Raw genomic sequence first — 26324 nt, 5'->3', positions numbered from 1 at the left:
GGCGGACAGCTTAAGCCCGGATCGGGTGACGACGTGGCGGTGGCGGTTACAGTGGGCCGATGCCGCACTGGGTCCTCCGCGCGCTCGGCATGTCGGTGCTGCATGCCGCCGCCACGGTCGCGCTCGCCAAGATCGCCGTGTTCCAACCGGGCGAGACCACGCTCGCCCGCGCGGCCGCGATCGCTCTGCTCGTCGGTGCGGCCGCGCTGTGGGGTGCGCTCGACGGCTGGTCCCGCCGCCCCGACGGCGGCCGCACCTGGTTCATCGCCGGACTGGTCACCGGCCCGGCCGCAGGGGTTCTCGGCGTCATCGGCAAGGCGGTGCTGGTCGACCGCACAGGCGTCAGCGAGCTCGGAGCGGCGCTGACGAGCGGCGCCGCGTTCACCGCTCTGCTGGTGCTGATTCCCGCAGCGCTCGGGCTGGTCGTCGGCTCCCGTATTCCCCGGCCCGGGTCCGACCTGGACACCGATCCCGGCGACGAGCCCGACACGGATCGCGGCGACCTCGACCCGCCCGACCTCGACCCGGACGACGCCGACACCGCCGACGGCCCGGACGCGGGTGCACGGCCCCGCTCCGCCACGGCCATGGCACGGACACCCGCGGGCCGCGACGAACGCAACGAGACCGTGCTGCTGGCGAAGCCGCGGCCGGACCGCCGCCCGCGTCCCACACCCCGCCTGCGGACGAGACGATCCGGATCGGACTCCCCCGGCGGCGACCGCTCCTCCGGCGACTGACCCCGAGCCGGCCGGACCACACGTCGCGGCCGTTCATGACCTCGCCGGTCGACGCGGGCCGTCCGACTGTCCGGCTCGACGTGCTCGTCCGGTCGCGACGCCGCCGGACACGACGTGCCCCGCCGGTGCCGACGCCGTCCACACGGGATCGCCCGGGACGGCGTCCGTGCGGGATCAGGACCCGAGCGTCGGCCCGAGGGCGTGTGTCCGCCACTGTTCGGTGCTGATCCGCTCCGGTTCGGAGCCGTTCGCGGCGAACGCATTCTCCGCGGACGCGCCGGTCACCGGCCAGATCGTGTCGCCGAGCAGGAAACCGCGCCCCTCGGGGGATTCGACCACGCGCGCCTCCGCGGGCAGCCGCGCGGCGACGTCGGCCTCGTCGAGTACGGGCAGTCGGTCGTCCAGCACGCGCGACGACAGCGCCTCTGCCACCGAACGCCGCTCCACTCGGAGCACCCGCCCATCGGCGATCACGTCCATCGTGCGTTCCGGGGAGGGCACCGCGAACCCGTCCAGCGCCGCCAGCGCGCCGTTGACGGTGCGGCAGCCCTCGAATCCGTGGGCGTCGGCGCCGAAGTGCCGCAGCCCCGTCGGCGCCCCGGCCCTGCCGGTACGCGTGGCCTGCACGACGTCGATCGGGACCCGCCCGCACGGATTCTCCGTGGAGACCGGCGCGTGCCCCTGCGGGGAACGGACCAGGCCGGGGCCTTCCTTCCAGGGCACCGGCAGCACCACGGGTGCATACGGCTGCGCCGAGAAGTCCCGGTTCCAGAAGGTGACCGTCGTTCCGCGGTCGGTCTGGTGCGCGATGCCGAAGGCGTCCATCGCATCGATCCACGTCAGGTCGGCGCTGAACGCGTCCACGACCGACCGCTGCCGCGGGGCCGCGGTGCCGTCGACTCCGGTGAAACCGTCGGGACCGAGCGCCTCGACATTGCCGGAGAACGTCGGCTCCTTGGCGCGGAGCACGAACTGGCCGGCACCGTTCCAGCCGGCTGCGTCGCCGGTGGTGTCGGTGAACATGAGGTAGAACCAGCCGTCGACGTGCACCACCGCCGGTTGCCCTGCGCCGTAGGTGTTGTCCCGGTTCGTGTCGTGAGCCGCCCGCACGATCGGCGAGCCGGTGCGTTTCCAGCTGCGGCCGTCGGTGCTGGTGGCCAGGCCGATGGCGTTGCCGTGATCGTGACTGCCCGCCGCTCCCGTGTAGTACAGGTAGTACATCCCGTTGACACGGATCACCGACGGATCGCACGTGTGCTTGCCGTCGAACGACCCCGGCGCACCCGACAGGACCACCTCGGGAATGCCACCACCGGGTGCGCGGAACGGCCCGTCGAGCCCGCCGGACCGTGCGTGCAGGAGGTCGTCCCCCGGCGGCCGGGCCCTGCCGTACTGGCTGCACCACCACATGCGGGTCGTGTCGCCGTCGCGCATCACCGTCGGGCCGTAGTTGTACGGCGCGTCGGCGCCGCCGTGGGCGACCACGCCGCCGCTCTGCCGCCGCCGGTCGACCTCGAGCGCGAGCTGTTCCTGCTGCATCGACGGCGTACGAGGGGTGCGCGAGGCGCCACTGTCACGATCGCCGCCGCGGGTCTGCGCGTCGCTCGGGGTACAGGCGGCGACCAGCGCCATGCCGACGACGACGGCCGCGGCCGGCCGCGCACGACGGGCCCGCGATCCCCTCGCGCGCCCGTCCCGGCTCCGAGGCCGATTCATCGCGCCGACCAACTCCGTCCCTCCCCGTACGTTCTCCCCCGAACGTCACACACCACCCGGCGTGGCACCGCAATCCCGCCGAACGTCGCGTGGGCGGACGCTCAGTGTACGACCGCCGTCACCCGGTAGTGGCAGGGCCGTAGCGGTCATCCTACGAGGATCAGGCGGGGTGACGCGCCAGCCACTCGAGCGCGAGTCGGTACCCGTCGACGCCGAATCCGGCCAGTACCCCGGTCGCGATGTCGGACAGGACGCTGTGGTGCCGGAACTCCTCCCGCCGGTGCACGTTCGAGATGTGCACCTCCAGCAGCGGAGCCGACAGCTGCGCCGCGGCGTCGCGGACGGCTATCGAGTAGTGCGTCCACGCGCCCGCGTTCAGTACCACGGGAGCGCCCAGATCCGCAGCCTCGTGCAGCCAGCCGACCATCTCGCCCTCGTGGTCGGTCTGCCGCACGTCGACGTCGAGACCCTGCGCCGCACCGGTCTCCGTGCACAGCGTGACGAGCCCGGCATAGGTCGTCGCGCCGTACACGCCGGGCTCACGCGTGCCGAGCCTGCCGAGGTTCGGCCCGTTCAGCACGAACACCGTCACAGCAGCAGCCCTCCGCTCCCCGTCGAGCCGGTCGCCTCGTCGGACGCCACGACCGAGTACGCCCCGGCCAGCAGCGCCGGGTCCGGACCTTCGAGCCTGCTCGGCTTGGCGAGCCCGTCCAGTACGACGAACCGGAGTGTGCCCGAGCGGGTCTTCTTGTCCGAGCGCATGTTCTCCAGCAGCTGCGGCAGCGCGTCGGCGTCGTACCGGGTCGGCAGGCCCAGCGACTGCAGCACCGTGGTGTGCCGGTCCGCCGTCGCGTCGTCCAGCCTGCCCGCCAGGCGGGCGAGTTCCGCGGCGAACACGAGGCCCACGCTGACCGCCGCACCGTGCCGCCAGCGGTAGCGCTCCCTGCGCTCGACAGCGTGACCGAGTGTGTGCCCGTAGTTCAGGATTTCCCGCAGGTCCGATTCCCGCAGGTCGGCCGCGACGACGTCCGCCTTGACCTGGATGGCCCTGCGCACCAGCTCGCCCAGCACCTCGCCCTGGGTGTCGACGGCGGCGGCCGGGTCTGCCTCGATCAGATCGAGGATCACCGGATCGGCGATGAAGCCGGCCTTGACGATCTCGGCCATGCCCGCGACGAGCTCGTTCGGCGGCAGCGTGTCCAGCGTGGCGAGATCGACGAGCACCGTCGACGGCTCGTGGAACACCCCGACGAGGTTCTTGCCGGCCTCGGTGTTGATGCCAGTCTTGCCGCCGATCGCGGCGTCGACCATGCCCAGCAGCGTCGTCGGCACGTTCACCAGCTTCACGCCGCGCATCCACGTCCCGGCCACGAAACCCGCCACGTCGGTGACAGCCCCGCCGCCCAGGCCGACGACCACACCGCGGCGGTCCAGGCCCATCTGCCCGAACACGTCCCACAGGAAGTCGGCCACCTTGAGCGCCTTACCGTCCTCGGCATCGGGGATCTCGACCCGGTGGGCGTCCAGCCCCGCCTCGGCGAGCTCGGCGCGCACCGCCTCAGCGGTCGTGGTCAGCGACGGCGGGTGGATCAACGCGACCGTCGAGGCGTCACCGACGGCCTGCGTGAGCTCGCCGAGCAGCCCACGGCCCACCATGACCTCGTACGGCCGCGCGGTGCGGACCTCGATGCGGACCGGCTCGCTGGTCATCCCCTGCTCCTCGTCATGTTCGTGGGGTCGTCATGTTCGGGTCGTCGTGTTCGTCGGGTCGCCGAGGCGCTCGATCACCTCGGCGACGATGTCATCCGGGGTCCGGTCGTCGGTGTTGACCTCGCAGGTAGCGACCTCCCGGTAGACCGGCAGCCGCTCATCGAGCAACGCCTTGTAGGTGGCCCTCGGGTTTACGCCGGTCAGCAGCGGTCGGGCGGTCGACAGGCCCGTGCGCCGCACACCTTCCGCCATGCCGACGGCGAGGAACACCACGGTGTGCCCGGCGAGCCTGCGCCGCGTCCCGGCCGCGAGCACGGCACCGCCGCCGAGCGCGTACACACCCTCGTGCTCGGGGAGCGTCCGCGCGATGGTGCGTTCCTCGATGTCGCGGAACACCGGCTCGCCGTCCTCGGCGAAGATGTCGCTGATCGCACGTCCTTCGGCGGCTTCGATGTCGGCGTCGGCGTCCCGGAAAGGGACGCCGAGGCGGTCGGCGAGCAGCCGTCCGACGGTGCTCTTGCCCGATCCCGGCGGGCCCACCACGACGACAGGTCCCGGCATCGGGCTCATTCCGCGCCGCCGCGTCGCCACCACTCGTCGAGCGAGGCGAGATACCCGTCGAGGTTGCGCCGGGACTCGGCGAGCGAGTCGCCGCCGAACTTCTCCAGCGCCGCGTCGGCCACCACGAGCGCGACCACCGACTCCAGCACCACTCCGGCGCGCGGCACGGCGCACACGTCCGAGCGTTGGTGGATGGCGACGGCGGGCTCCCCGGTCTCCACGTCCACTGTGGACAGGGCCTTGGGCACGGTCGAGATCGGCTTCATGGCGACACGCACCCGCAGCGGCTCACCGTTGGTGATGCCGCCTTCGAGGCCTCCCGCGCGGTTGGAGCGCCGGGTCACGCCCGTCGGCCCGTCGCCGGGATCGATCTCGTCGTGCGCCTGGCTGCCCCACCGGTGAGCGGTGGTGAAACCGTCGCCGATCTCGACGCCCTTCATCGCCTGCACACCCATAAGCGCGCCGGAGAGCTTGGCGTCGAGCCTGCGGTCCCAGTGCACGTGTGAGCCGAGGCCCGGCGGCAGGCCGTGGACGATCACCTCGATGACGCCGCCGACGGTGTCACCCGCCTTCCGCACCGCGTCGACCTCGGCGACCATCGCCTCGGTCGCCTCCTCGCCGAACGCCCGCACCGGGCTCTCGTCGATCGCGGCGAGATCCCCCGGCTGCGGCAACGGCCCTTCGGGTGCCTCCGCGCCGCCGATGGACACGACGTGACTGATGACCTCGGCACCGAACAGCTGGCGCAGGAACGCGCGCGCGACAGTGCCCAGGGCCGTCCTCGATGCCGTCTCCCGTGCGCTCGCGCGTTCGAGCACGGGCCGCGCCTCGGGGAAGCCGTACTTCTGCATCCCCGGCAGATCGGCGTGACCGGGCCGCGGCCGGGTCAGTGCCTCGTTCCGCGCGAGCCCCTCGATCGAGGCCGGGTCGACGGGATCGGGCGCCATGACCTTCTCCCACTTCGGCCACTCCGAGTTGTCGATCTGCACGGCGATCGGACCACCCTGGGTCGTGCCGTGACGGACGCCGCCGACGAAGTCGACCTGGTCCGTCTCGAAACCCATCCGCGGGCTGCGGCCGAAACCGAGCCTCCTGCGGGCGAGCTGTTCACCGATGTCGGACGTCGTCACCTCGACGCCGGCCACCATGCCCTCGAGAATCGCGGCCAGGGCCGGGCCGTGGGACTCACCTGCGGTTATCCAGCGCAACACACCGCCGATCCTGTCACGTCGCGGCTGCGTGACCGCAGCTACCCGGGACCAGGCGTGATCACGCCCATGCCCGAGCCGGTGACCGCCCACGTCGCCGGCCCCGCACCGCCGTCCAACCCGGCCCCGGGAAAGGCCACGACCAGGCAGGCTCCGAGCACCATGCCGGGTCCGTGCGGCACGCCCCGGCCGGTCGGCCCGCGGCACGTCACCCGCGTCATCCATGCCGCCGCCAGCGTGACGAGCGATGCCACAGCCGACGTGACCACGAGTGCTGGCCAGCCGACCGCGCCGGCCCCGCCACCGAGGCCGGCGGCCAGCTTGACGTCACCCGCACCCATCGAACGGGGTGACACCGCCCGCACCAGCGCATGCACGACGGTGAAGCCCACGGCTCCGGCGACGCTCCGCACCACGAGCCCGGTGCCCGCCTCCCCCGAATCCGCCGCAACGGCATCTACGGCGAAGGCGCTCGCCGCGAGGGCGACGCCGACGAGGGCGGCGAGCGTCGCGGTGAGGACGTCCGGCAGCCTGCGGTACCTCAGGTCTGCCGCCACGAGCGGTGCCGCCACGGCGAACACGGCCAGCGGCACGGGCAGCCACCAGCCGGGCAGGCCGCCCACCGACCAGCGCCGGCCGAGCCAGGCCCAGGCGAGCGCGGTCACCACCACGCAGCACCGGACAGGCACGGCGGCGGGCCGCGGCGCACGAACCGTGACCCGGCACGCTGCCCACGAGACCGCCGCACCCGCGACGCCGGCCGCGATGGTGATCATCCATTCCCGGAACACGCACGCCAGCCTGCGCCGGATGAGGCCCGGCACCAAGCCGTGGTGACACGAGGGGTACCGCGGCTGTCACACGCCGGACGGATCCCACCCGGCCGGACGACAGCCACCGTCACGAGGGGACCGTTCACATCGCACCCCAGCCACACGACCCCGGCCACACGACCCCGGCCGGACACCACGTGCCGCGCCCGCCGGGCCGAAGCCCGACGTCCGAACGCACCCCCGGCCGGACAGCCCGTCGCAGCGGCGTGATCCCGCCGCTGGTTCAGCCGCTCCAGGTGAACAGGCTCGTCGCCCACCTCGACCGTCCTGCCGGCATCGACGGGCCGCAGGGCCTCCTGCTGAGCGTCGAGGGCGATCACGGGCACGATCGGCGCGTAGCCGGCGGCCCGCACGGCGTCCGGGTCCCAGCCGACGACCGGCTGCCCTGCCCGCACGCGCTCACCCTTCACCACGTGCAGTGTGAAGCCCTCGCCCTGCTGTTTGACGGTGTCGATGCCGAGGTGCACCAACACGGCCGCGCCGTCGTCACCCGCGACGACGAACGCGTGCGCGTGCACGGTCGTCAACGTGCCGTCGATCGGCGCCACCGCATCGGCACGGCCGCCGCGCGGTTCCACCGCGATCCCGGGACCGACCATGGCCTGCGAGAACACCGGATCGGGCACATCGGCGAGCGCTGTCACGGTGCCGCCGACCGGGCTCCACACGACCCGCTCCACACCCGTCACAGCAGGTCCTGAATGTCCTCGGCGATCGCGTCGGCCTCGGGGCCGACCACGACCTGCACCACCGAACCGGCCTTCATCACGCCGTGCGCGCCCGCCTGTTTCAGCGCCGCCTCGTCGACGACGGACCCGTCCTCGAGCTCGCACCGCAGCCGGGTGATGCAGCCTTCGATCTCGACGACGTTGCCCGCGCCGCCCAGAGCCGCAAGGATCCGCCCCGCCCTCTCGTCCGCCATCACGGCCTCCCGAATCGTTCCTGCTGCACCCGTCGTGGTGCAGCCTCGTGTTTGCCCGGAGTGTCGGTTCTACCGGATCGTCCCGGCCCGCTGGGTTGTGGTTGCCGTCCCGGCACCCATGCCACAGCACCTCAGCGCCACAGCACCCGGCTGCCACGGCAGTCCTGCCACGCCCGGCGGCACGGCGCCCCGACAGCACGGCGTCCCGGCGGCACGGCGTCGTGGTGCTGTTTTCAGTTGTCGCCGCGTTCAGTTGTCGCCGCGTTCAGTTGTCGCCGCGTTCAGTTGTCGCCGCGACCGGGGCGCACCGGCGGTTCCGGTCGGCCGGTGTGCCGTGCCGCCGCGTCGGCGACGGCGCCGTTCCCGCCGGTCCCGGCACCGCTCCACACGAACAGTAGCGGGTTGACACCCGGTCGAGCGACGGAGCATTCTCCCTCTTCGACCGAGTGGTCTAGACCGGAATCTATCACCGCGCCCGGCCCGCGGCGCGGCATCGGCGAATCGCCCACGGCGACGGCCCGATTCCCGCTACTCTGTCCGGTTGCACCCCGCGGACCACGAATCCGACAACCCGATCCCGTCGACCACGTACCCACCGGAAGGACGCTCATGAGCGATCGAGCGCAGGGCAACCGCAGAGGCCTGGCCGGTCTGCAGCGGTTCGGGCGCAGCCTCATGCTGCCCATCGCCACGCTGCCCGCGGCCGGCCTGCTGAACCGTCTCGGCCAAGCCGACATGCTCGGCCGCTGGGACGCCACGTCCGGCGTCGCCGACGTCTTCGTCGCCGCGGGTGGCGGACTGTTCGACTGGCTGCCGCTGCTGTTCGCGGTCGGCATCGCCGTCGGTTTCGCGCGCAAGGGCGACGGTTCCACCGGTGTGGCCGCGGCCGTCGGCTTCGTGGTGTTCAACAAGGTCGTGCAGGTCTTCGCGCCGATCGAGGACCTCGAGGGCTACGAGGAGGCCTGGCTCCTCCAGCCGATCAAGTGGCCCTACAGCGTGCTCTCCGGCATCGTCGTGGGCCTGGTGACGGCGGTGCTGTGGCAGCGTTTCCACCGCGTGAAACTGCCGCAGTACCTGGCGTTCTTCGGCGGTCGCCGGTTCGTGCCGATCGTCAACTCGTTCGCGCTGCTGCTGCTCGGCGTGGTGTTCGGCCTGGCGTTCCCGGTCATCGACGCGGGCATCCAGGCCGCCGGTGAGGCCGCCACCAGCGACGCCGTCGTCGGCGGTGGCCTCTACGGCATGCTGAACCGGCTGCTGATCCCGGTCGGCCTGCACCAGCTGCTCAACGTGCCGCTGTGGTTCGTCTTCGAAGGCGGCGACATCAACAACTTCTTCGCCGGCGACCCGAATGCGGGCGCGTTCATGACGGGTTTCTTCCCGATCTTCATGTTCGCGCTGCCCGCGGCGGCGCTGGCGATCTGGCAGTCGGCCAAGCCGAGCCAGAAGAAGCTGGTCGGCGGCGTGATGCTCTCCTCGGCCCTGACCGCCTTCCTCACCGGCATCACCGAGCCGATCGAGTTCGCGTTCATGTTCGTGGCGTGGCCGCTGTACCTGATCCACGCGGTGCTCACCGGCACGTCGATGATGCTCGTCAACGCCCTCGACATCCATCTCGGATTCTCGTTCTCCGCAGGCGGGATCGACTTCCTGCTGAACATGACCGCACCGGCGGCCAACAAGGCGTGGCTGTTGATCCCGATCGGCCTGGTGTACGCGGCGATCTACTACGTCGTGTTCCGCTGGGTGATCACCAAGTGGAATCTGCGCACCCCGGGACGCGAGGACGACGCCGACGGCGCCGAGGACGAGAAGGACTCGGCCGCTGCCGACGCCGGAACCGCCGCCGACAGCGCCGCGCGGACCGGCACGGAGTCCACGGGCGGTGCGGGCGGCACCGGGGGCGGCACCAGTACCTGACGCACCCAGCCCGCTCAGCACGCCGGAGAACCCCGGTGCCGACACGCTCCGGCACCGGGTTCTCCCCTGCCCGGAGCCGCGACCGGGGCCCTGGACCCTCCCCCGTCCGGCCTGCCTCCGCTGCCTAGGGTGGTGCGCATGGACAGCCTGCGGTTGATCGAACAGTGGCCGGTTCCCCATGCGGCGGCGGCGGTCGTCGGTACCGACGGAACGGTGCGCGGCTCTCATGGCGACACGGCGCGCGTGTTCCCGCTCGCGTCGGTGACGAAGTTGCTCACCGCCTACGCCGCGCTGGTGGCCGTCGAGGAGGGGGCCGTCGAGCTCGACACGCCCGCCGGCCCGGAGGGTGCGACGATCCGACACCTGCTGGCCCACACGGCGGGGCTGGCGTTCGACCAGCACAAGGTGCAGGCACCGCCGGGGCAGCGCAGGCTCTACTCCAGCTCCGGCTACGAGCAGCTCGCCGACGCCCTGGCCGAGCATTCCGGAATCGCGTTCGGCGAGTACCTGACCGAGGGCGTGCTCACACCGCTCGGCATGACCTCGACGACGCTCCCCGGCTCCCCCGGCGCCGGCGCGGAGTCCACAGTGGATGACCTGGTCCGGTTCGCCGCGGAGCTGTTCGCGCCGAAACTCATCGCCCGGTCCACCCTGGACGAGGCGACCCAGGTGCAGTTCCCCGGTCTCAACGGGGTTCTGCCCGGCCTGGGACACCAGAAGCCGAACGACTGGGGCCTCGGCTTCGAGATCCGCGACGGCAAGAGCCCGCACTGGACGGGCGCCAACAGCTCGCCGCGCACGTTCGGCCACTTCGGACAGTCCGGCACGTTCCTGTGGGTCGACCCAGACGCGGGCGTGGCGTGCATCGCGCTGACCGACCGGGACTTCGGGCCGTGGGCCGTCGAAGTCTGGCCCGCGTTCACCGACGCGGTGCTCGCCGACCTCTGATCCCACCGGGCCGGCGAGCACGCACACCGCGCTACAGCGACATCACGCGGATCGGCTCACCGGCCTGATAAGCGGCGATGTCCTCGACCGCGTCGCGGTAGAACACCTCGTACAGGTCACGCACGACGTAGCCGATGTGCGGCGTGAGCACCGTGTTCGGAGCGGTCCGCAGTGGATGGTCGGCGGGCAGCGGCTCGGTGTCGTACACGTCGAGCGCGGCACCGCCGATGCGGCGGTCCCGCAGCGCGTCGAACAGCGCGGCCTCGTCGATGATCGGCCCGCGCGAGGTGTTGACCAGCCACGCGTCCGGCTTCATCCTGGCCAGTTCGGGCGCGCCGATCAGCCCGCGGGTGCGGGAGCTGAGAACCTGGTGGATCGTCACGACGTCGGATTCGGCCAGCAGTTGCTCCTTCGGGACGGCGAGGACGTCGTGCTCGTCGGCCTTCTCCTGCGTGAGGTTGGCGCTCCAGGCAATGGTGCGCATCCCGAACGCCTGGCCGATCCGCGCGACCCGCGCCCCGAGCCTGCCGAGGCCGACGACGCCCAGGGTGGCGCCCTGCAGACTGCGACCGACCGACGTCTGCCAGCCGCCCTCGCGCACGGAGCGCGTCTCGTCCGGGATCCCGCGCATCGCCGCGAGGATCAGTGCCCACGTGTGCTCGGCCGTCGGATGCGGCAGATATCCGGTGTGCGACACGACGATGCCGAGTTCGGCGGTGGCCTTGAGATCGATCGCCGGATTCCGCGCACCTCCCAGACTGACGATCAGCCGCAGCTCCGGCAGTCGTCGCAGCACGTCACCCGGCAGCCGGGTGCGCTCGCGCATGGCGACCACGGCCTCGCATCCGGCCAACCGCTCCACCAGGGCATCCGGGTCGGCGATGTGTTCGGTGAGCACGTCCACCTCGGCGCCGAGGGAGTCCCAGTCGGCCAGCTCGAGTGCGATGTTCTGATAGTCGTCGAGGATCGCGATCTTCATGGCCACACGCTAACCCCTGTGGCACTCGGGACCGAGTCACGCGCGCCCGTTCCGGCGAGCACCCGTCGGTCCCGCGGAACGGGCCTTGTCGACGATCAGGGCACGAACAGGTCGACGCGCACCAGGTGGTGATCGGACGCGTCGCCCAGTCGTGCCAGGTCGGTGCCCGGTTCGGGCCAGAACACGCCGTCGTCGTAGGGCAGCAGGCCACGGGACGGCAGCACGTAGTCGACGCGCAGGTTTCCGGGACTCTCATCGTCGAAGTCGGCGGTGTCGAGCCGCGCGGGGCCGACGTGCTCGTCGTTGGCGCCGCCCTGCTGTTCGGCAGCGACGACGGCGCCCTCGCTGGCGGGCCGGGTGTCGCGCACGAGTGGCGCGTCGAGCAGTTGCGTGGCGGCGGCGTCGACGCTGTCCCCGTCGTGCGGGTCGGCGTTGTAGTCGCCCGCGATGACGAACCGCTCCCCCGGCGTCAGGCCGCCGCGGCCGCCGGCGTCGTCGTAGATGTAGCCGCCCTTGCCCGGTGTCACGTAGTCCGCCCAGAAGCGGATCTCGTCGTGATTACGGGTGCCGTTGCGGTCCTCCTCGCCGTCGAAGCTCGGCGGCGTCGGGTGCGCGGCAAGCAGGTGCACCGTGCGGCCGTCGACGTCGATCGGCAGGTCCCAGTGCGACTTCGACGACAGGCGCAACACGTCCAGAACCTCGTCGGAGTACCAGTCATCCGACTCGGGCGTGGCCGGGTCGTCGGGCAGCGTGGCGCCGGGCATGTCCTGCCAGCGGAAGTTCTGGAACGTGCGCACGGCCCCGGTATCGATCGGGTGTTTCGACAGCACGAGCATGCCGTACTGGCCCTCGAAGTCCCCGAAGCCGTGCGCGTCGCCGGGCCCGCCGGTCTCGCCGTCCCGGTCGAGGTCGAAACCGGTGGGCACGCCGGTGTTGACGGGGGCGGTGTAGGCGTGCGGGTAGTCGATCGGCGCGGCGCCGTGCTGGCCCACTTCGAGGTAGTTGTCGCGGAACGCGTCGGCCGCCGCGCCGCCTGCGACGTAGTCGAACTCGTTCAGCAGCAGGACGTCGGGGCGGTCGCGCTGGATGACCTCGGCGACCTTGCGGGCCTGCTCGTCGTCGCCGGTGGACAGGTCGCGCAGCAGCTCGCCCTCGGCAGCGCGGTTCAGGGACGCGTTGAACGTCGCGAACCGCACGTCGGCCGGACCGCCTCGGCCGGAACCCGGATCCGCCACTGCCGGTACGGACGACACGGCCAGCCCCGCCGACGCGGCCACACCGACGAACCCTGACAGCCAACGCGATCGACGCACAGTTACCTCCCGGAAGTCGCGCCCCACCTTACGAGTGATGGGTGAACGTCGGGCGTCCTTCGGGAAACGAGCGTCCGCCCGATCGCGCCGGGCTGCCCCGAGCCCCGACCGGCCGCCGGCAGGCAGCCGCGGGGACCGTCGTCTCAGTCGAGCGGCAGGGGGACTTCGCCGCCGGTTGCCTCACGCAGTGCGTCGCGCATGGCCGCACGCGGTGCCGGGTGGCCGGTGAACTGCTCGACCTGCCCGAACGCCTGGTGCAGCAGCATGTCCAGACCGGTGGCGATGCGCCCGCCCCGCGCCGTCACGGCCTCGGCCAGCGGCGTCGGCCACGGGTGGTAGATCACGTCGAGCACGCACGGCACGTCGGACAGCGCGTCGAGGTCGGCGGTCAGCGCTTCGGACGGCACGGTGCTCACCAGCAGGTCCGCTCCGGCGGCGAGCGCGGCCAGGTCGGTGTCCGACCACCGCAGCACATCCACGTCGAGACCCACCCGCCGCGCGGCCTCGGTGGTCTCGACCGCCCGCGCCGGTTCCCGCACGACCAGCGCAACGGCCGACACCCCCAGCTCGGCGGCGGCCACCACCACCGCGGCCGCCGTGCCACCGGCACCGATCACGACGGCGCGGCCGCCGCCGGTGAACCCGCCGGCGCACCGCAGCGCGCCGCTGACGCCGTCGACGTCGGTGCAGTCGGCCCGCCAGCCGCCCGCGACCGGCACGAGCGTGTTGGCGGCGCCGACGGCTCGTGCCCGCGGGGTGACCTCGGTGGCGTGGACCAGCGCGGCGCGTTTGCCCGGCATGGTCACCGACAGGCCCGCCCACTCCGGGCCGAGACCGTCGACGAACGCGGGCAGCCCCGCCTCGTCCATGTCGATCCGCTCGTACGTCCAGTCGGGCAGGTCCAGTGCGCGATAGGCCGCGCCGTGCAGGACGGGTGAGAGCGAATGGTCGACGGGCCTGCCGAGCACGGCGGCCCGGCGTGCGGCGGGCATCGGGTCAGTACACCCCCTTGCGCTGCGCTTCCCCGACGGCCCGCTTGTGCTCGGGATAGGACTGGCTGAAGCACGAGAGGCCGTTCTCCTCGCACAGCACGAAGTACTTCCAGGGACCTTCCTGCGGGGACTCGGCAGCGGAGATGGCTTCCGTACTCGGCGCGCCGAGCGGGGTGGCGGGCAGGCCCCGCCGGGTGTACGTGTTGTGCGGTCCGTCCTTGTCCCGTGCTTCGCGTTTGGTGCGAATGGTCGGGCTCTCCAGCGCGAAGTTGATCGACGAGTCCATCTCGAGGGGCATGCCCTCGCGCAACCGGTTCTCGATCACCCTGGCGATCTTGCCGAAATCCTGTTGCACGCCTTCGACCTGCACGATCGACGCGATGACCAGAACCTCGTACGGCGTGTGCCCGGACCCCTCCGCGGCGTCCGGCAGACCTGCGGCCTCCAGTCGCGTGGCCGACGTCGTCAGGACCTCGGTGAGGAGTTTGCGCGCGTCCCAGCCGGGCCGGATGTCGTAGATGCCGGGCGTGATCAGACCTTCGAGGCGGTGCTCGGGAGCCCGCTGTTGGGCGGGCTCCGCCGCCCACTCGGGCACCCCGAGCTCGGTCAGGTCCGTCGACTGCATCTCGCTGCGCATGTCCTCGACGCTCACGCAGGTGCTCTCGCCGTTCAGGTCCGCGCACGACGCCTCGGACAGTTGACTCAGCACACCCGGCTGCGGGCTGTCGCCACCCCGGTCCGCGAGGCGAGTGCCCGCGCGGATCTCGGCCTGCCCGACCTGGGCTTCAGGGCCGACGAGCGTTTCGACCGCGCTGGCACCGGACGCCTTGGTCTTGACCACGTAGTAGCCGGGCTGGACGGCCAGCACGCGCTGGTCGTCCTCCGCGGCGTCCAGGAACGCGTCGGCACTGGCCACCACGTCGATCTTGTCCAGTTTGGACGCGATGGTCCGCGTCGAGTCGCCCTGTTCGACGTGCAGCAGCACGTCCGTGTCGCCGGAGCCCTCGTAGTCCTCGTAGCCGAATCCCAGCAGCTCCCTGGCCCCGAAGTACGCACCGCCCGCGAGGAGTGCGAGCACGACGAGTGCGGCCAGCCACCGGAACGCGCGCCGGCCGCGCCGCCGCTCGGTGGGAGGTGGATCGTCGCCGTCGTCGCCGAGGATGTACGCCGGTTCCGCGCGGTCCCCGTCGCGATCGTCCTCTTCGCCGTCGTCGTAGTAATAGTCGTCGTAGTCGTCGTAGTCGCTGTCGTCGAAGTAGTCGTCGTCACTGCGGGTCGGGTCCCGGTCGTCGTGACCGGCCCCGCCGCGGGCGCCCTCGTCGTATCCGCCGACGTCGTCGTAATAGCCGTCGTGAGCGTCATCGCCGTGATGGGGAACGCCGTGGTGGGGAACGCCGTGGTGGGAAACGTGGGCCGCCTCGTCGGCGAAGCCGAGGTCGAAGATCTGTGTCGGGCGTTCGTCCGCGTGCACGCCGTCGTTCGGGCCAGGGCGCCCGTGACGCCGGCCAGGGGCGGACTCGCCGCCCGGGGCCTGCCGTGGTCGCGGCGCGCGGGGGGCCTCGGGCGATTCGCCGTCGGGCGCACGCCGTTCGGGCCGCGCCGGTGGCTGATCCTCCGCACCGGCAGGTGTTTCCGGCGGAACCGGCGGCATCGACGGGCGGGACCGGCCGGCGCGCCCACCCGGCGGCCGGGCCTCACCCCGGGGCGCACGCGGCGGTTCGGGCCTGCGCTCGGGTTCCGGCCGTTGCGGCTCCTGCGCCGCACCACGGGGCGCACCCTCGGGCGGTGGCTGCCTACGCGGCTGCTTCGGCGGCGGTCCCGGCGGCGGCCCCGGTTCACCCATCGACTCTCGGCGAGGCGGCTGCCCGGCCGGACGGCGGGCCGCGGGCGGACGCGGTGGGTTCTCGGGACGCTGTGGGTTCTCGGGACGCGGTGGTTCACCGTCGCTCCGGGCTACCGGGCCGCGCCGCCGCGGCGGACGGCGATCACGTGGATCACGCGGCGGGGGTCCGTCGTGCGGGCTCGTCATGCCGGTCCGGTCCCCCTCGCGATCGCCGCGCTGCGCGCGTCGAGCCACGCCTGCAGGATCTCCACGGCAGCGGCCTGGTCGACCACCGCACGCTGTTTCTTGCCCTTCACACCGCGCTGCGACAACATCCGGCTTGCCGTCACGGTCGTCAACCGCTCATCGGCCAGTCGCACCGGAACCGTGATCCGTTCGCCGAGCCGCCCCGCGTACTCCGCCGCGATCTCGGCGGCGGAACCGTGCCGGTCGGCCAACGTCCTGGGGAGTCCCACGATCACCTCGACCACATCGTGTTCGGCGGCGAGCCCGGCGAGCTCGCCGATGTCGGTATTCCCCTCCGAGTCCCGGGCCAGCGTAACGAGCGGGGTCGCCAACATCGGCGCGGGATCACTCAGTGCCACGCCGACCCGGACGGAACCGACATCCACGGCAAGCCGACGTCCCGGCCCGGGATCGTCGACCCCGGGCCGGTCCGGTTCCACCGCACTCACCCGTTCGCGAGGGCGTTCCGCAACGCCGCGATCGCCTGGTCGATGCCGGCCGGGTTGCTGCCGCCACCCTGGGCCATGTCCGGCTTACCACCGCCACGACCGCCGACGGCCTCGGCGAACGACGGGACGAGCTTGCCGGCGGCGAGACCCTTGTCGCGGGCAGCAGCGGTCGTGGCCACGACGAAGCTGACCTTGCCGTCCTCGGACGGTGCGAACAGGGCGACGACGCCAGGACGGGAGCCGAGCCGGTTGCGCACCTCGCCCGCGAGCGCACGCACACCCGCCGCGTCGATGCCACCCTCGACCTTCCGCGCGACGAGCGCCACGCCCGCGACGTCCTCCGCGCCGTCGGCCAGCGATCCCGCGGAACCGAGCACCTGCTGCGTCTTGAGCTGCTCGATCTCCTTCTCCGCACTGCGCAGCCGCGACAGGACGTCCTCGATGCGTTCGGGCACCTGCTCGGCGGGCACCTTCAGCGTGCCGGCCAGCTGGGACACGAGCAGCTGCTCCTTCCGGACCTGCCGGAGCGCGTCGGTGCCGACGAGGGCTTCCACCCGGTGCACGCCCGAGCCGATCGACGCGTCGGACACGAGCTTGACCAGGCCGAGCTCACCGATCCGGTCGACGTGGGTGCCACCGCACAGTTCCCGCGAATAGTCGCCCATGTCGACCACGCGGACGTCGTTGCCGTACTTCTCGCCGAACAGCGCGATCGCGCCGAGCTCGAGGGCCTTGTCCTTCGTCGTCGTGTAGGCCGACACCTCGACGTTGGTCTGCAGGTAGTCGTTGACCTCTTCCTCGACCTCGGTCAGCACGTCCGACGACACCGCACCCGGCGTGGTGAAGTCGAACCGCATCCGGCCGGGCGAGTTCAGCGAACCGGCCTGCGCTGCGCGGTTCCCGTACGCGCCCCGCACCGCGGCGTGCACGAGATGCGTCGCCGAGTGGGAGCGCGCGACCGACTGCCGCCGCGTCTCGTCGACCGACGCCGTCAGCTCCGTGTCCAGCGCCAGCTCCCCGCCCGTGACCTCGCCGCGGTGGACGAACAGGCCGGGCACGAGCTTCTGCACGTCGGTGATCGTGACCTCGACGCCGTGGCCCACGAGCACGCCGGTGTCGGCGATCTGCCCACCGCTCTCGCCGTAGAAGGGAGTGCGGTCGAGGATGATCTCCGCCTTGCTGCCCTCGCCGACGACCGACACCGGCTGCCCGTCCGACAGCAGTCCGAGGACCTTGGCCGTGGCCTGCAGGTCCGTGTACCCGAGGAACTGCGTCTCGCCGTGCTGTTCGAGCAGCCTCCGGTAGACCGACAGGTCGCCGTGGCCGGTCTTGCGCGAGGCCGCGTCGGCCTTCGCCCGCTGCCGCTGCTCCTCCATGAGCGTGCGGAAGCCGTTCTCGTCGACCGACAGGCCCTGTTCGGCCGCCATCTCGAGGGTCAGGTCGATCGGGAAGCCGTAGGTGTCGTGCAGCTGGAACGCCTTGTCGCCGGCCAGGATCGACCCGCCGGAGCGCTTCGTCTCCTCGGCCGCCAGGTCGAAGATACGCGAGCCACTGGTCAGCGTCGCCAGGAACGATTCCTCCTCCTGGCGCATGACGTCGCTGATGCGGTCGAAGTCGCGGGCGATCTCCGGGTACGACGGCGCCATCGCATCGCGCACCACCTGTGCGAACTCGGGCAGCACCGGCTCGTGGACCCCGAGCAGCCGGACGGCGCGGACGATCCGCCGCAGCAGCCGGCGCAGCACGTAGCCGCGGGCCTCGTTGCCGGGGGTGACACCGTCACCGATGAGCATCGCGCCGGAACGGGCGTGATCGGCGATGACGCGGAATCGCACGTCGTCGGCGTGGTCGGCGCCGTACCGCCTGCCGGAGAACTCCTCGGCCCGCGCGATCACCGGGCGCACCAGGTCGGTCTCGTAGACGTTGTCCACGCCCTGCAGCAGGAACGCGACCCGCTCGATGCCCATGCCGGTGTCGATGTTCTTCTGCGGCAGCTCACCGACCGGCGGATACCCGAGCTTCGGGCTCTGGTCGCCGCGGACGTCCTGCATGAACACGAGGTTCCAGATCTCGAGGTACCGGTCCTCGTCGACCACCGGACCGCCGTCGCGGCCGTACTCGGGGCCGCGGTCGTAGTAGATCTCCGAGCACGGGCCACCGGGGCCGGGTACGCCCATGTCCCAGTAGTTGTCCTTGCCGTCGCGCACCTGGATCCGCTCGGACGGGATACCGGTGATTTCCCGCCACAGGCCCGCGGCCTCGGCGTCGTGCTCGTAGACGGTCACCCAGAGCCGGGCCGGGTCGAACCCGAGCCCGCCGTCGTCCTGGGAGGACGTCAGCAGTTCCCAGGCCCGCTCGATGGCGCCTTCCTTGAAGTAGTCGCCGAACGAGAAGTTACCCGCCATCTGGAAGAACGTGTTGTGGCGCGTGGTCTTGCCGACCTCGTCGATGTCGCCGGTGCGCACGCACTTCTGCACGCTCGTCGCACGGGGGTACGGCGGCGGCACCTCGCCGAGGAAGTACGGCTTGAACTGGACCATGCCGGCGTTGACGAACAGCAGCGTCGGGTCGTCCAGGATCAGGGACGCACTGGGTACGCGCGTGTGGCCGTGGTTCTCGAAATGGTCGAGGAACCGTTTGCTGATTTCGTGTGTTTCCACTGGAGCTTCCTCGCAGAATGTGGCGGCGGTTCCGGGGCCGGGCGGGTGCACCGGGGTGCTCGCCGGTCCCGGGGTTCCGGCCGTGGCACCGCCGCGAGCGGTACGACGTCCGGAGCCGCGCCGCCGGTGGAGCGGCGGTCTGGTTCGGCAGACCGCCTACGGCGTCGGACCGGGGCGGCGGAAGGCGTGCGCGCAGGCGGGCGAGATGCCCGGTGGCCTCAGCCTTCCGCCCGCGGAGCTCGCGCCCTGCGTTGGGGCCTGCCCTGCTGGCCGGCCTCGCCGGCTGGGCGAGCAGGACGCGGCGGCCGCCGGGCGGCCTGTCCGGACGCGCTCGTCTGCGGGGACGCCGACTCGGGATACGAAACCCGCGCCTGCTGCTCCGGCCTGCCGGACTCCGGCGGCCGGACCCGCGTCACCGGGCGGTCCACGATCCGATTCAGCTCCTGCTCCCGCTCACTCATACCGGCGCGGACGTCGGCCCCGAACGCGCCGATGGCGCCGGCGAGTTCCCGCACGGCGTCACCCACATTCGAGGCTACCCCCACCGGAGTGGCTTGACGAGCGGTTTCGCTGGCCTTGCGGGACAGCGTGACGCCCGCGGCCACGCCGACTCCGAGCCAGAACAGGCGTTTCATCGCTTGCTCTTCCTCCCACGCCGGAGCGTGTGCTTGCCGTCCTCGGCCTTCGCCGCGCGGCGCGCCTTGATCGCCTTGCTCATGCCGTACGACAACGCCGCGGTCTTCACCAGCGGGCCGCCGAGCGTCGCGGTGAACACCGACGACAGCGCGGATGCGTTACCCGACACGGTCTGCACATTGGATGTGATGCCGTCGACCCGTTCCAGCTGGGTGTTGACGTGCGTGATCGTGTCGCTGGCCCCGTGCAACAGCGGGTCGGTGTTCTCGTGCGCCTTGCGGATCGCGATCGTGGCCTCGTCGAGCGTACGGCCGAGCTTGACCAGCGCGATCACCAAGAACAGCACCAGCAGCACGAAGGCGCCCGCGGCGACCAGTGCGGCGATCTGCCCTGCCGACACGTGCCCTCCCTATTCATGGATCGGTGAGACGGTCCCTTGAGTCGATGGGACTGTGAGGCTACCGTGCGCCACCCCGTCCGGACCGGCAGCCCTGCCTGTCGGTGACCCAGCGTGTCGCAGCCGTGTGCTGTGCGGTCTCACGCGGGAAGCGGGCGCGGCCGTCACCGGCCTTCGCCGGGGTTCCCGCGTTCGCCGCGGACGGTGCGTCGCAGCCGGGGCACGCGCTCGGCCAGCGTGCGCTCGGCACCACGCTGGGTGGGTGCGTAGTAGTCGCGGCCGACCAGCTCGTCCGGCGGGTACTGCTGAGCGAGCACGCCCTCGGGCACGTCGTGCGGATAGCGGTAGCCCTGCGCATGACCGAGCGCGGCGGCGCCGGTGTAGTGCCCGTCCCGCAGGTGCGGCGGCACCGTGCCCGCACCGCCGGCCCGCACGTCGGAGAGTGCGCCGTCGATGGCGGCGATGACGGCGTTCGATTTCGGCGCCGTCGCCAGGTGCACGGTCGCCTGTGCCAACGCCAGCCTGCCCTCGGGCATACCGATGAACTGCACCGCGTGGGAGGCGGCGATCGCGGACTGCAGCGCCGTCGGATCGGCCATGCCGATGTCCTCGCTGGCGTGCACGACGAGACGGCGGGCGATGAACCGCGGGTCCTCCCCCGCCTCGATCATGCGCGCCAGGTAATGCACGGCGGCATCCACGTCCGAGCCGCGGATCGACTTGATGAACGCGCTGATCACGTCGTAGTGCTGGTCGCCGTCGCGGTCGTAGCGCACCGCGGCCTTGTCGACGGTGGCCTCGACGGTCGCGAGTTCGATGGCGGCCGGTTCGTCGGCGGACGCGGACACGCTCACCGCGTCGGCCGCGGCTTCGAGGGCCGTCAGGGCGCGCCTTGCGTCGCCGGAGGCCAACCGCACGAGGTGACCGTGAGCGTCGTCGGTGAGTTCGAACCGGCCTGCCAGACCGCGGTCGTCGGTGAGCGCGCGGCCGAGCAGCTCGGCGACGTCGTCGTCGGTGAGCGGCCGCAGCTGGAGCACCAGCGATCGCGACAGCAACGGCGAGACGACCGAGAAGGACGGGTTCTCGGTCGTGGCGGCCACGAGCAGCACCGTGCGGTCCTCGACCGCGCCCAGCAGCGCGTCCTGCTGCGTCTTGGAGAACCGGTGGACCTCGTCGATGAACAGCACCGTGTCCTCGGCGTTGTACTTGCGGCGCCTGCGGGCCTCCTCGATGACGCCGCGGACCTCCTTCACGCCCGCCGACAGGGCCGACAGGGCCACGAACCGCCTGCCCGTCGCCGTGGACACGAGGTTGGCGAGCGTCGTCTTGCCGGTACCCGGCGGGCCGTAGAGCAGCACCGACGCCGGGGCCGCTCCTTCCACGAGCCTGCGCAGTGGAGCACCCTCGCCCAGCAGGTGCTGCTGGCCGACGACCTCGTCCAGCGAGGCGGGCCGCATCCGGACGGCGAGCGGCGCACCGGGTGGTGGCTGCGGCGGCGCCTGGGGCTGGTCCGACACCGGCGGGGGCGCCACGTCCTCGTTCACCGTGAACAGTTCGTCTTGCTGCACCCCTCGACCGTAATCGGCAGCGCCCGCAGCAGTGACACGACCGGCACCCGGCCCGTGCCCGCGGCCCGCAGCCCGGTCCGGACGAGGTCGCGAGCCACGATCCCCGCTGCGTACGGCACCAGGTCCCGGCCGCGGCGCCAGAGCCACGGCACGCCCTTGGCCAACAGCCACGCAACGTGGTCGGCCGTCCCTGCGGTGGCGCCCCCTGAGCAGACGAGCGACACCGGTTCGGCAACGGCGACGTCGGCGCGGGACAAGGCCTCGGTGATGCCGCTGGCCAGCAGTCGGTGGCCGCGTTCGGACGGATGGAGCCGATCGACGCTCCAGGACCGCAGGTCGTAGGCCCCGGGCAGCAGGTCGAGGTCCACACACAGCGCTTCCCTGCGCATCACCACGGTGTCGACGGCGCTGTTGAGGGCCGCCACGCGCACCGCGTGCGCCCGGCGCAGCGGGCCCGGCAACCGGAAGACGCGCCCGTGGTCGTGGAAGCGGACCGTGACGACCGTCGTACCGGCGGTCTGCAGGGCCGTGACGGTGGCGTCGAGGTCCTCGGCCAGTGCTGCGGTGTCGAAATCCGAGCGCAGCGTGTCGTTCATGCCGGCGACCACCACGGCGACGTCCGGGGCCTGCTCGAGCACGCGCGGCAGCTGGTCGGTACGTACACATCCGACGCGTGCACCCGTGACCGACACGTTGACGTAGTGCTCGGGCTGCACCCCGAGCGCCGCGGCGAGCAACGGCCCGACGCCACGCCAGGCACCGCCCGGCAGCGGATCGCCGAGACCGACGGCGGTGGAGTCGCCCAGCACGGCCAGCCGCTCCACCCGCCGCGGTGCGCCGCGAAGCGGCTCGGCGCCGGGCGGCACCACCGAGGGAGCGGCGGGCGGGTCGGCAGGGCGGACGGTGGGTCGGCCAGTGGGTCGGTGGGAGCACTCGGGCGGGTCGGCGGGGTGCGGGAGGGGATCCGGCTGTACGCGGCTGTCGAGCGTCACACCGGCACGGTCGCGCGCCCGTGCGCACCCGCGGTGAGACGCGGGTAACGGCGTGGATACGGGTGGGCGAACCCTGACGGCACCCCCTGCGCGCGGGCGGGTGCGCGGGGGTGCGGGTCAGCGGAACGCCGGGTACAGCGGCAGTTCGAGGTCCGGTCCGAAACGCCCGTCGAGCGCACGTGCCACGGAAGCGGCGTGGGCGGCGACGGCGGTGCCGTCGGCCGCGTCACCGGCACGACCGGCGCGGTCGGCCAGGTCGCGCCACCACGTGACCAGCGCGGCCGCCCGTGCCGAGGCGGTTCCCCGCTCCTGGGCACGTACCCGGTCGCCGTTGTCACGGCCGTCGCCGGACGCACCCTCCGCGCCGGTGAGCGCGGGCAGCCACCGGCAGGTCGCCTCCCAGACGAGCAGCTGCGCGGCATCGGCGAGATACCGGTCGAGCGTCTCCTCCTCTGCCAGCGACGGCCACAGGTCGGCCACCTCGGCGCGCCACGAGGTGATCATCGCCTCGCTGACACCGCGCGGCAGGGCCAGCGGCTCGGGGCCGGACACGAACGGCACCAGCATGTGCGCGGCGTCGACCAGGGCACTGCGCACCCGTCCCCGCTCGAAGTCGAGGAACCGCACCCCGTCACTGGTCACGAGGTTGTTGTCCGGCCACAGGTCCACCGGGCTGAACGCGCGGAAGGCGGCCGATCGAGCCTGTTCCGCGGCGCGCTCCGCCGCACTGGCGACCTCGGCGGGCGTGTCGATGCCGAGCTCCTCCGCCAGCAACGAGGGTGCGTCGGTCGCCGCCCACGCCGGGTCCCACGCCGGCGGCGCGGACTGCTCGGACTGGCCGCCACTGTGCCCGGCCTTGCCGAGCCTGCGCAGCAGGGCGTTGAAGTCCGCCTCACGGTTGGCCGTGCTGAAGTGCATCCGGCCAAGCGACCGCGCCCACGACAGCAGCGCGGTCTCGGCCGCACGGGCGTCCGAGCCGCTCAGCTTGTCCTGCAGCGTCGGCGCCCTCCCCAGGTCATCGATCACGAGCAGTCGGTGGTCGGCACTGTGCGCGAGGATCTCCGGACAGGTGCGGTCGTCGGCCGACAGCGCCGTGAACAGCTGATAGCTGGCTGCCTCCCGGGCGAACGCGTCGTCCTCGCCGTCGGCGGGCTCATCGGGATAGTGCTTGATGACGAGCGTGCGGGGCAGCGAGAACGGCGACGACGCCACCCGGGCGCGCACCACCGTGGCCGGACCGCTTCCGGCGAGATCCTCGGCCTCCACCAGCGAGATCGTGCTGCCGAACCGCTGCGCGAGAACCGCCTCCGCAGCCGCCACAGCGGCCACAGCGGTATCACTGGAGGAAGATTCCGCTCCCGCGCCGACGGTCGAATCGTCGGCGGGAGGGGTGTCCACAGTCATTGGCTCCGACCCTACTAGTGCGACGGGAACAGTGACCACAATCCGGTGACCGCAATCGGTGCCACACGGCGACATTCGACCGTGTGGCCGACACGACGTCACGCCGGCGAACGGTCGTGGGTCCGGCCGCGTCCCCCGGCTGCCGGAACGCGGGTCCCGCAGCCGTCCGCGACCCCGGGACTCCGCTACTGGGCGGAACCCTGCTCGTCGCCCTGCGCGGGCTTGGCGGGCTTCGCGGGCTTGGCGTCCACACCCGCCTCCTTCCGCTGCTGGGCCGTGATCGGCGCGGGCGCGCTCGTCAGCGGGTCGAACCCGCCACCGGTCTTGGGGAACGCGATGACGTCACGCAGCGAGTCGGCTCCGGCCAGCAGCATCACGATGCGGTCCCAGCCGAACGCGATACCGCCGTGCGGCGGGGGGCCGTACTGGAACGCGTCGAGCAGGAAGCCGAACTTCTCCTGCGCGTCCTCCTGCGAGATGCCCATAACCTCGAACACGCGCCGCTGCACGTCCGCCCGGTGAATACGGATGGAGCCGCCACCGATCTCATTGCCGTTGCAGACCAGGTCGTAGGCGTAGGCGAGCGCTTGGCCCGGGTCGCTGTCGAACGTGTCGAGCCACTCGGGCTTCGGCGAGGTGAACGCGTGGTGCAGGGCCGTCCACTGCCCCGTGCCGACGGTGACGTCCTCGGTCTCGTCGGCGGCCTCGAACATCGGGGCGTCGACGATCCACACGAACGACCAGGCGTTCTCGTCGATCAGGCCGAGCCGGTCGGCGATCTCCCCGCGCGCAGCACCGAGCAGGGCGCGGGCGCTGTTCGGCGGGCCCGCTGCGAAGAAGATGCAGTCACCGGGGTTCGCGCCGACGGCGTCGGCCAGATCTGCCTTCTCCTCGTCGGAGATGTTCTTGGCCACCGGGCCCGACAGCGTGCCGTCCTCACCGACCAGCACGTACGCCAGCCCCTTGTGGCCGCGCTGCTTGGCCCACTCCTGCCAGGCGTCGAGCGTGCGCCGCGGCTGGTCGGCCCCGCCGGGCATGACGACGGCACCCACGTAGGGCGCCTGGAACACCCGGAACGGGGTGTTCGCGAAGAACTCGGTCAGTTCCGTCAGTTCCAGCCCGAATCGCAGGTCGGGCTTGTCCGAGCCGTACTTGGCCATCGCCTCGGCGTAGCTCATCCGGCGGAACGTCTCGGGCAGCTCGACGTCGATCAGCGTCCACAGCTGCCGGACGATCTTCTCGCCGAGCGCGATCACGTCGTCCTGCTCGACGAAGCTCATCTCGATGTCGAGCTGGGTGAACTCGGGCTGCCGGTCGGCTCGGAAGTCCTCGTCGCGGTAGCACCGCGCGATCTGGTAGTAGCGCTCGAGCCCGCCGACCATCAGCAGCTGCTTGAACAGCTGGGGCGACTGCGGCAGGGCGTACCAGGAGCCCGGCCGCAGGCGGGCGGGCACGAGGAAGTCGCGCGCGCCCTCGGGCGTGGACCGCGTCATCGTGGGCGTCTCGACCTCGACGAAGTCCTCGTCGTGCAGCACGCCGCGCGCCACGCGGTTGACGTCACTGCGCAGGCGCATGTTGCGGGCCTGGCCGTCGCGGCGCAGGTCGAGGTACCGGTGCTTGAGCCGCACCTCCTCGCCGACGTCGAGCCGCTCGTCCACCGGGAACGGCAGCGGCGACGCTTCCGACAGCACCTCGAGTTCGTTGACGTAGACCTCGAGGTCGCCGGTCGGGATCTCCGGGTTCTCGTTGCCCTCCGGGCGCTTCGACACCTCACCGACGACCTTGATGCAGTACTCGGCCCGCAGGTTGTGGGCACGCGAGGCCATCTCGCCCTCGCGGAACACGACCTGGGTGACGCCGCTCGCGTCCCGCAGGTCGACGAAGATCACCCCGCCGTGATCGCGCCGCCTGGCCACCCAGCCGGTCAGGGTGACGGTCTGGCCAACGTGCTCGGCACGCAGCGTGCCGGCGTCGTGAGTGCGAAGCACTGCGCAGGGTCCTCTCGGAACGCGAAGGATACGGGTCGGATCGATCGGCGATGCCGCCGACGGCTCAGGTTAACGAACCGCCCGTACCCAATCGCCACCAGGTTTCCCGCCGACCTCGGGCTGCAGGCACCCGCGAGGCAACCCTGGCACCCGGTGACCGCACCCGAACGCGAAGATGTCCCCCGTGCCCCGCGACTTCTCGGACGACGACACCGGTCCGGTACTGCCCGAACCGATCCCGCCCCACGGCGGGCCTCCCGGCAGGCCTGGCGGGAGATCGCCTGGCGGGAGATCACTGCCCCGGGACGAGGATGCGGGCGACG

At 72.0% G+C, this 26324-nt stretch carries 22 protein-coding genes and 1 pseudogene; 3 read left to right on the top strand and 20 right to left on the bottom strand.

The genetic code is table 11. The annotated features are described in order from the left end of the window. Positions 1-59 precede the first annotated feature (59 nt). On the top strand, positions 60-740 hold the full coding sequence (locus tag FB384_RS23220) for a B-4DMT family transporter (RefSeq protein ID WP_183786964.1): 681 nt from the start codon (positions 60-62) through the stop codon (positions 738-740). A gap of 174 nt (positions 741-914) precedes the next feature. Here the strand turns inward: FB384_RS23220 and FB384_RS23215 are convergent, their stop codons facing one another. The 8 genes and pseudogenes from FB384_RS23215 to FB384_RS23180 form a co-directional block, all read right to left on the bottom strand. Next, positions 915-2372 (bottom strand): family 43 glycosylhydrolase, encoded by a 1458-nt coding sequence (locus FB384_RS23215; RefSeq protein WP_221213580.1) that lies wholly within the window; start codon positions 2370-2372, stop codon positions 915-917. Between the two features lie 244 nt (positions 2373-2616). Next, complete coding sequence (gene aroQ, locus FB384_RS23210) at positions 2617-3048, bottom strand: type II 3-dehydroquinate dehydratase (protein ID WP_183786962.1); 432 nt, start codon at positions 3046-3048, stop codon at positions 2617-2619. Then, positions 3045-4166, bottom strand: coding sequence for a 3-dehydroquinate synthase (gene aroB, locus FB384_RS23205; protein WP_183786961.1), 1122 nt, complete (start codon positions 4164-4166; stop codon positions 3045-3047). Before aroB ends, aroQ begins: the two co-directional genes overlap by 4 nt. A gap of 30 nt (positions 4167-4196) precedes the next feature. Beyond that, entirely contained in the window at positions 4197-4727 is a 531-nt protein-coding gene (locus FB384_RS23200) for a shikimate kinase (RefSeq protein ID WP_407676108.1), read from the bottom strand. 5 nt (positions 4728-4732) lie between these two features. Continuing rightward, entirely contained in the window at positions 4733-5938 is a 1206-nt protein-coding gene (aroC, locus tag FB384_RS23195) for a chorismate synthase (RefSeq protein WP_183786959.1), read from the bottom strand. 38 nt (positions 5939-5976) lie between these two features. Further along, positions 5977-6759: a prepilin peptidase gene (locus tag FB384_RS23190; RefSeq protein WP_323985415.1), complete on the bottom strand. Its 783-nt coding sequence runs from the start codon at positions 6757-6759 to the stop codon at positions 5977-5979. A gap of 232 nt (positions 6760-6991) precedes the next feature. After that, a pseudogene (locus FB384_RS23185) lies at positions 6992-7448 on the bottom strand (PTS sugar transporter subunit IIA). Between the two features lie 5 nt (positions 7449-7453). Beyond that, the gene (locus FB384_RS23180; RefSeq protein ID WP_183786958.1) at positions 7454-7690 is read right to left on the bottom strand and encodes a glucose PTS transporter subunit EIIB; all 237 of its coding nucleotides are present in this window, start codon (positions 7688-7690) and stop codon (positions 7454-7456) included. 609 nt (positions 7691-8299) lie between these two features. On the opposite strand from FB384_RS23180, the gene FB384_RS23175 reads away from it, so the two are divergent. Both FB384_RS23175 and FB384_RS23170 read left to right on the top strand, forming a co-directional pair. After that, positions 8300-9607 (top strand): PTS transporter subunit EIIC, encoded by a 1308-nt coding sequence (locus FB384_RS23175; RefSeq protein WP_183786957.1) that lies wholly within the window; start codon positions 8300-8302, stop codon positions 9605-9607. Positions 9608-9745: 138 nt separating this feature from the next. Continuing rightward, positions 9746-10555 carry a serine hydrolase domain-containing protein gene (locus tag FB384_RS23170; RefSeq protein ID WP_183786956.1) on the top strand — a complete coding sequence of 270 codons (810 nt, stop codon included), beginning with the start codon at positions 9746-9748 and terminating at the stop codon, positions 10553-10555. Positions 10556-10586: 31 nt separating this feature from the next. On the opposite strand, the gene FB384_RS23165 is transcribed toward FB384_RS23170, so the two are convergent. The 12 genes from FB384_RS23165 to aspS all read right to left on the bottom strand — a co-directional run bounded on the left by FB384_RS23165 (position 10587) and on the right by aspS (position 26001). Continuing rightward, positions 10587-11534 carry a D-2-hydroxyacid dehydrogenase family protein gene (locus FB384_RS23165; protein WP_183786955.1) on the bottom strand — a complete coding sequence of 316 codons (948 nt, stop codon included), beginning with the start codon at positions 11532-11534 and terminating at the stop codon, positions 10587-10589. A 95-nt stretch (positions 11535-11629) separates the two neighbouring features. Further along, positions 11630-12829, bottom strand: coding sequence for an endonuclease/exonuclease/phosphatase family protein (locus FB384_RS23160; RefSeq protein WP_183787016.1), 1200 nt, complete (start codon positions 12827-12829; stop codon positions 11630-11632). A 161-nt stretch (positions 12830-12990) separates the two neighbouring features. After that, complete coding sequence (locus tag FB384_RS23155) at positions 12991-13839, bottom strand: shikimate dehydrogenase (protein WP_183786954.1); 849 nt, start codon at positions 13837-13839, stop codon at positions 12991-12993. Between the two features lie 4 nt (positions 13840-13843). Further along, entirely contained in the window at positions 13844-15310 is a 1467-nt protein-coding gene (locus FB384_RS23150) for an endolytic transglycosylase MltG (protein ID WP_323985414.1), read from the bottom strand. A 554-nt stretch (positions 15311-15864) separates the two neighbouring features. Then, positions 15865-16356, bottom strand: coding sequence for a Holliday junction resolvase RuvX (gene ruvX / locus FB384_RS23145; protein ID WP_183786953.1), 492 nt, complete (start codon positions 16354-16356; stop codon positions 15865-15867). Further along, on the bottom strand, positions 16353-19016 hold the full coding sequence (gene alaS / locus FB384_RS23140) for an alanine--tRNA ligase (RefSeq protein WP_183786952.1): 2664 nt from the start codon (positions 19014-19016) through the stop codon (positions 16353-16355). Before alaS ends, ruvX begins: the two co-directional genes overlap by 4 nt. 218 nt (positions 19017-19234) lie before the next feature. Next, a complete protein-coding gene (locus FB384_RS27615; RefSeq protein WP_443687879.1) occupies positions 19235-19651 on the bottom strand; it encodes a hypothetical protein in 417 nt (138 codons plus the stop codon). Continuing rightward, on the bottom strand, positions 19648-20052 hold the full coding sequence (locus FB384_RS23130; protein WP_183786951.1) for a DUF948 domain-containing protein: 405 nt from the start codon (positions 20050-20052) through the stop codon (positions 19648-19650). Before FB384_RS23130 ends, FB384_RS27615 begins: the two co-directional genes overlap by 4 nt. A 161-nt stretch (positions 20053-20213) precedes the next feature. Next, positions 20214-21617, bottom strand: a complete 1404-nt coding sequence (locus tag FB384_RS23125; protein ID WP_183786950.1) for a replication-associated recombination protein A — start codon at positions 21615-21617, stop codon at positions 20214-20216. Then, positions 21590-22426: an SGNH/GDSL hydrolase family protein gene (locus tag FB384_RS23120; protein ID WP_183787014.1), complete on the bottom strand. Its 837-nt coding sequence runs from the start codon at positions 22424-22426 to the stop codon at positions 21590-21592. The genes FB384_RS23125 and FB384_RS23120 overlap by 28 nt, the downstream gene beginning before the upstream one ends. A gap of 300 nt (positions 22427-22726) precedes the next feature. Then, positions 22727-24013, bottom strand: coding sequence for a phosphotransferase (locus FB384_RS23115; RefSeq protein ID WP_183786949.1), 1287 nt, complete (start codon positions 24011-24013; stop codon positions 22727-22729). A 185-nt stretch (positions 24014-24198) separates the two neighbouring features. Next, positions 24199-26001: an aspartate--tRNA ligase gene (aspS, locus tag FB384_RS23110; RefSeq protein ID WP_183786948.1), complete on the bottom strand. Its 1803-nt coding sequence runs from the start codon at positions 25999-26001 to the stop codon at positions 24199-24201. Between the last annotated feature and the right edge of the window lie 323 nt (positions 26002-26324).

Source organism: Prauserella sediminis (genome assembly GCF_014195435.1).
In the GTDB taxonomy this organism is placed as follows: domain Bacteria; phylum Actinomycetota; class Actinomycetes; order Mycobacteriales; family Pseudonocardiaceae; genus Prauserella; species Prauserella salsuginis.
Note: the sequence above shows the minus strand (reverse complement) of the source record. Positions and strands in the feature narration are given on the sequence as shown.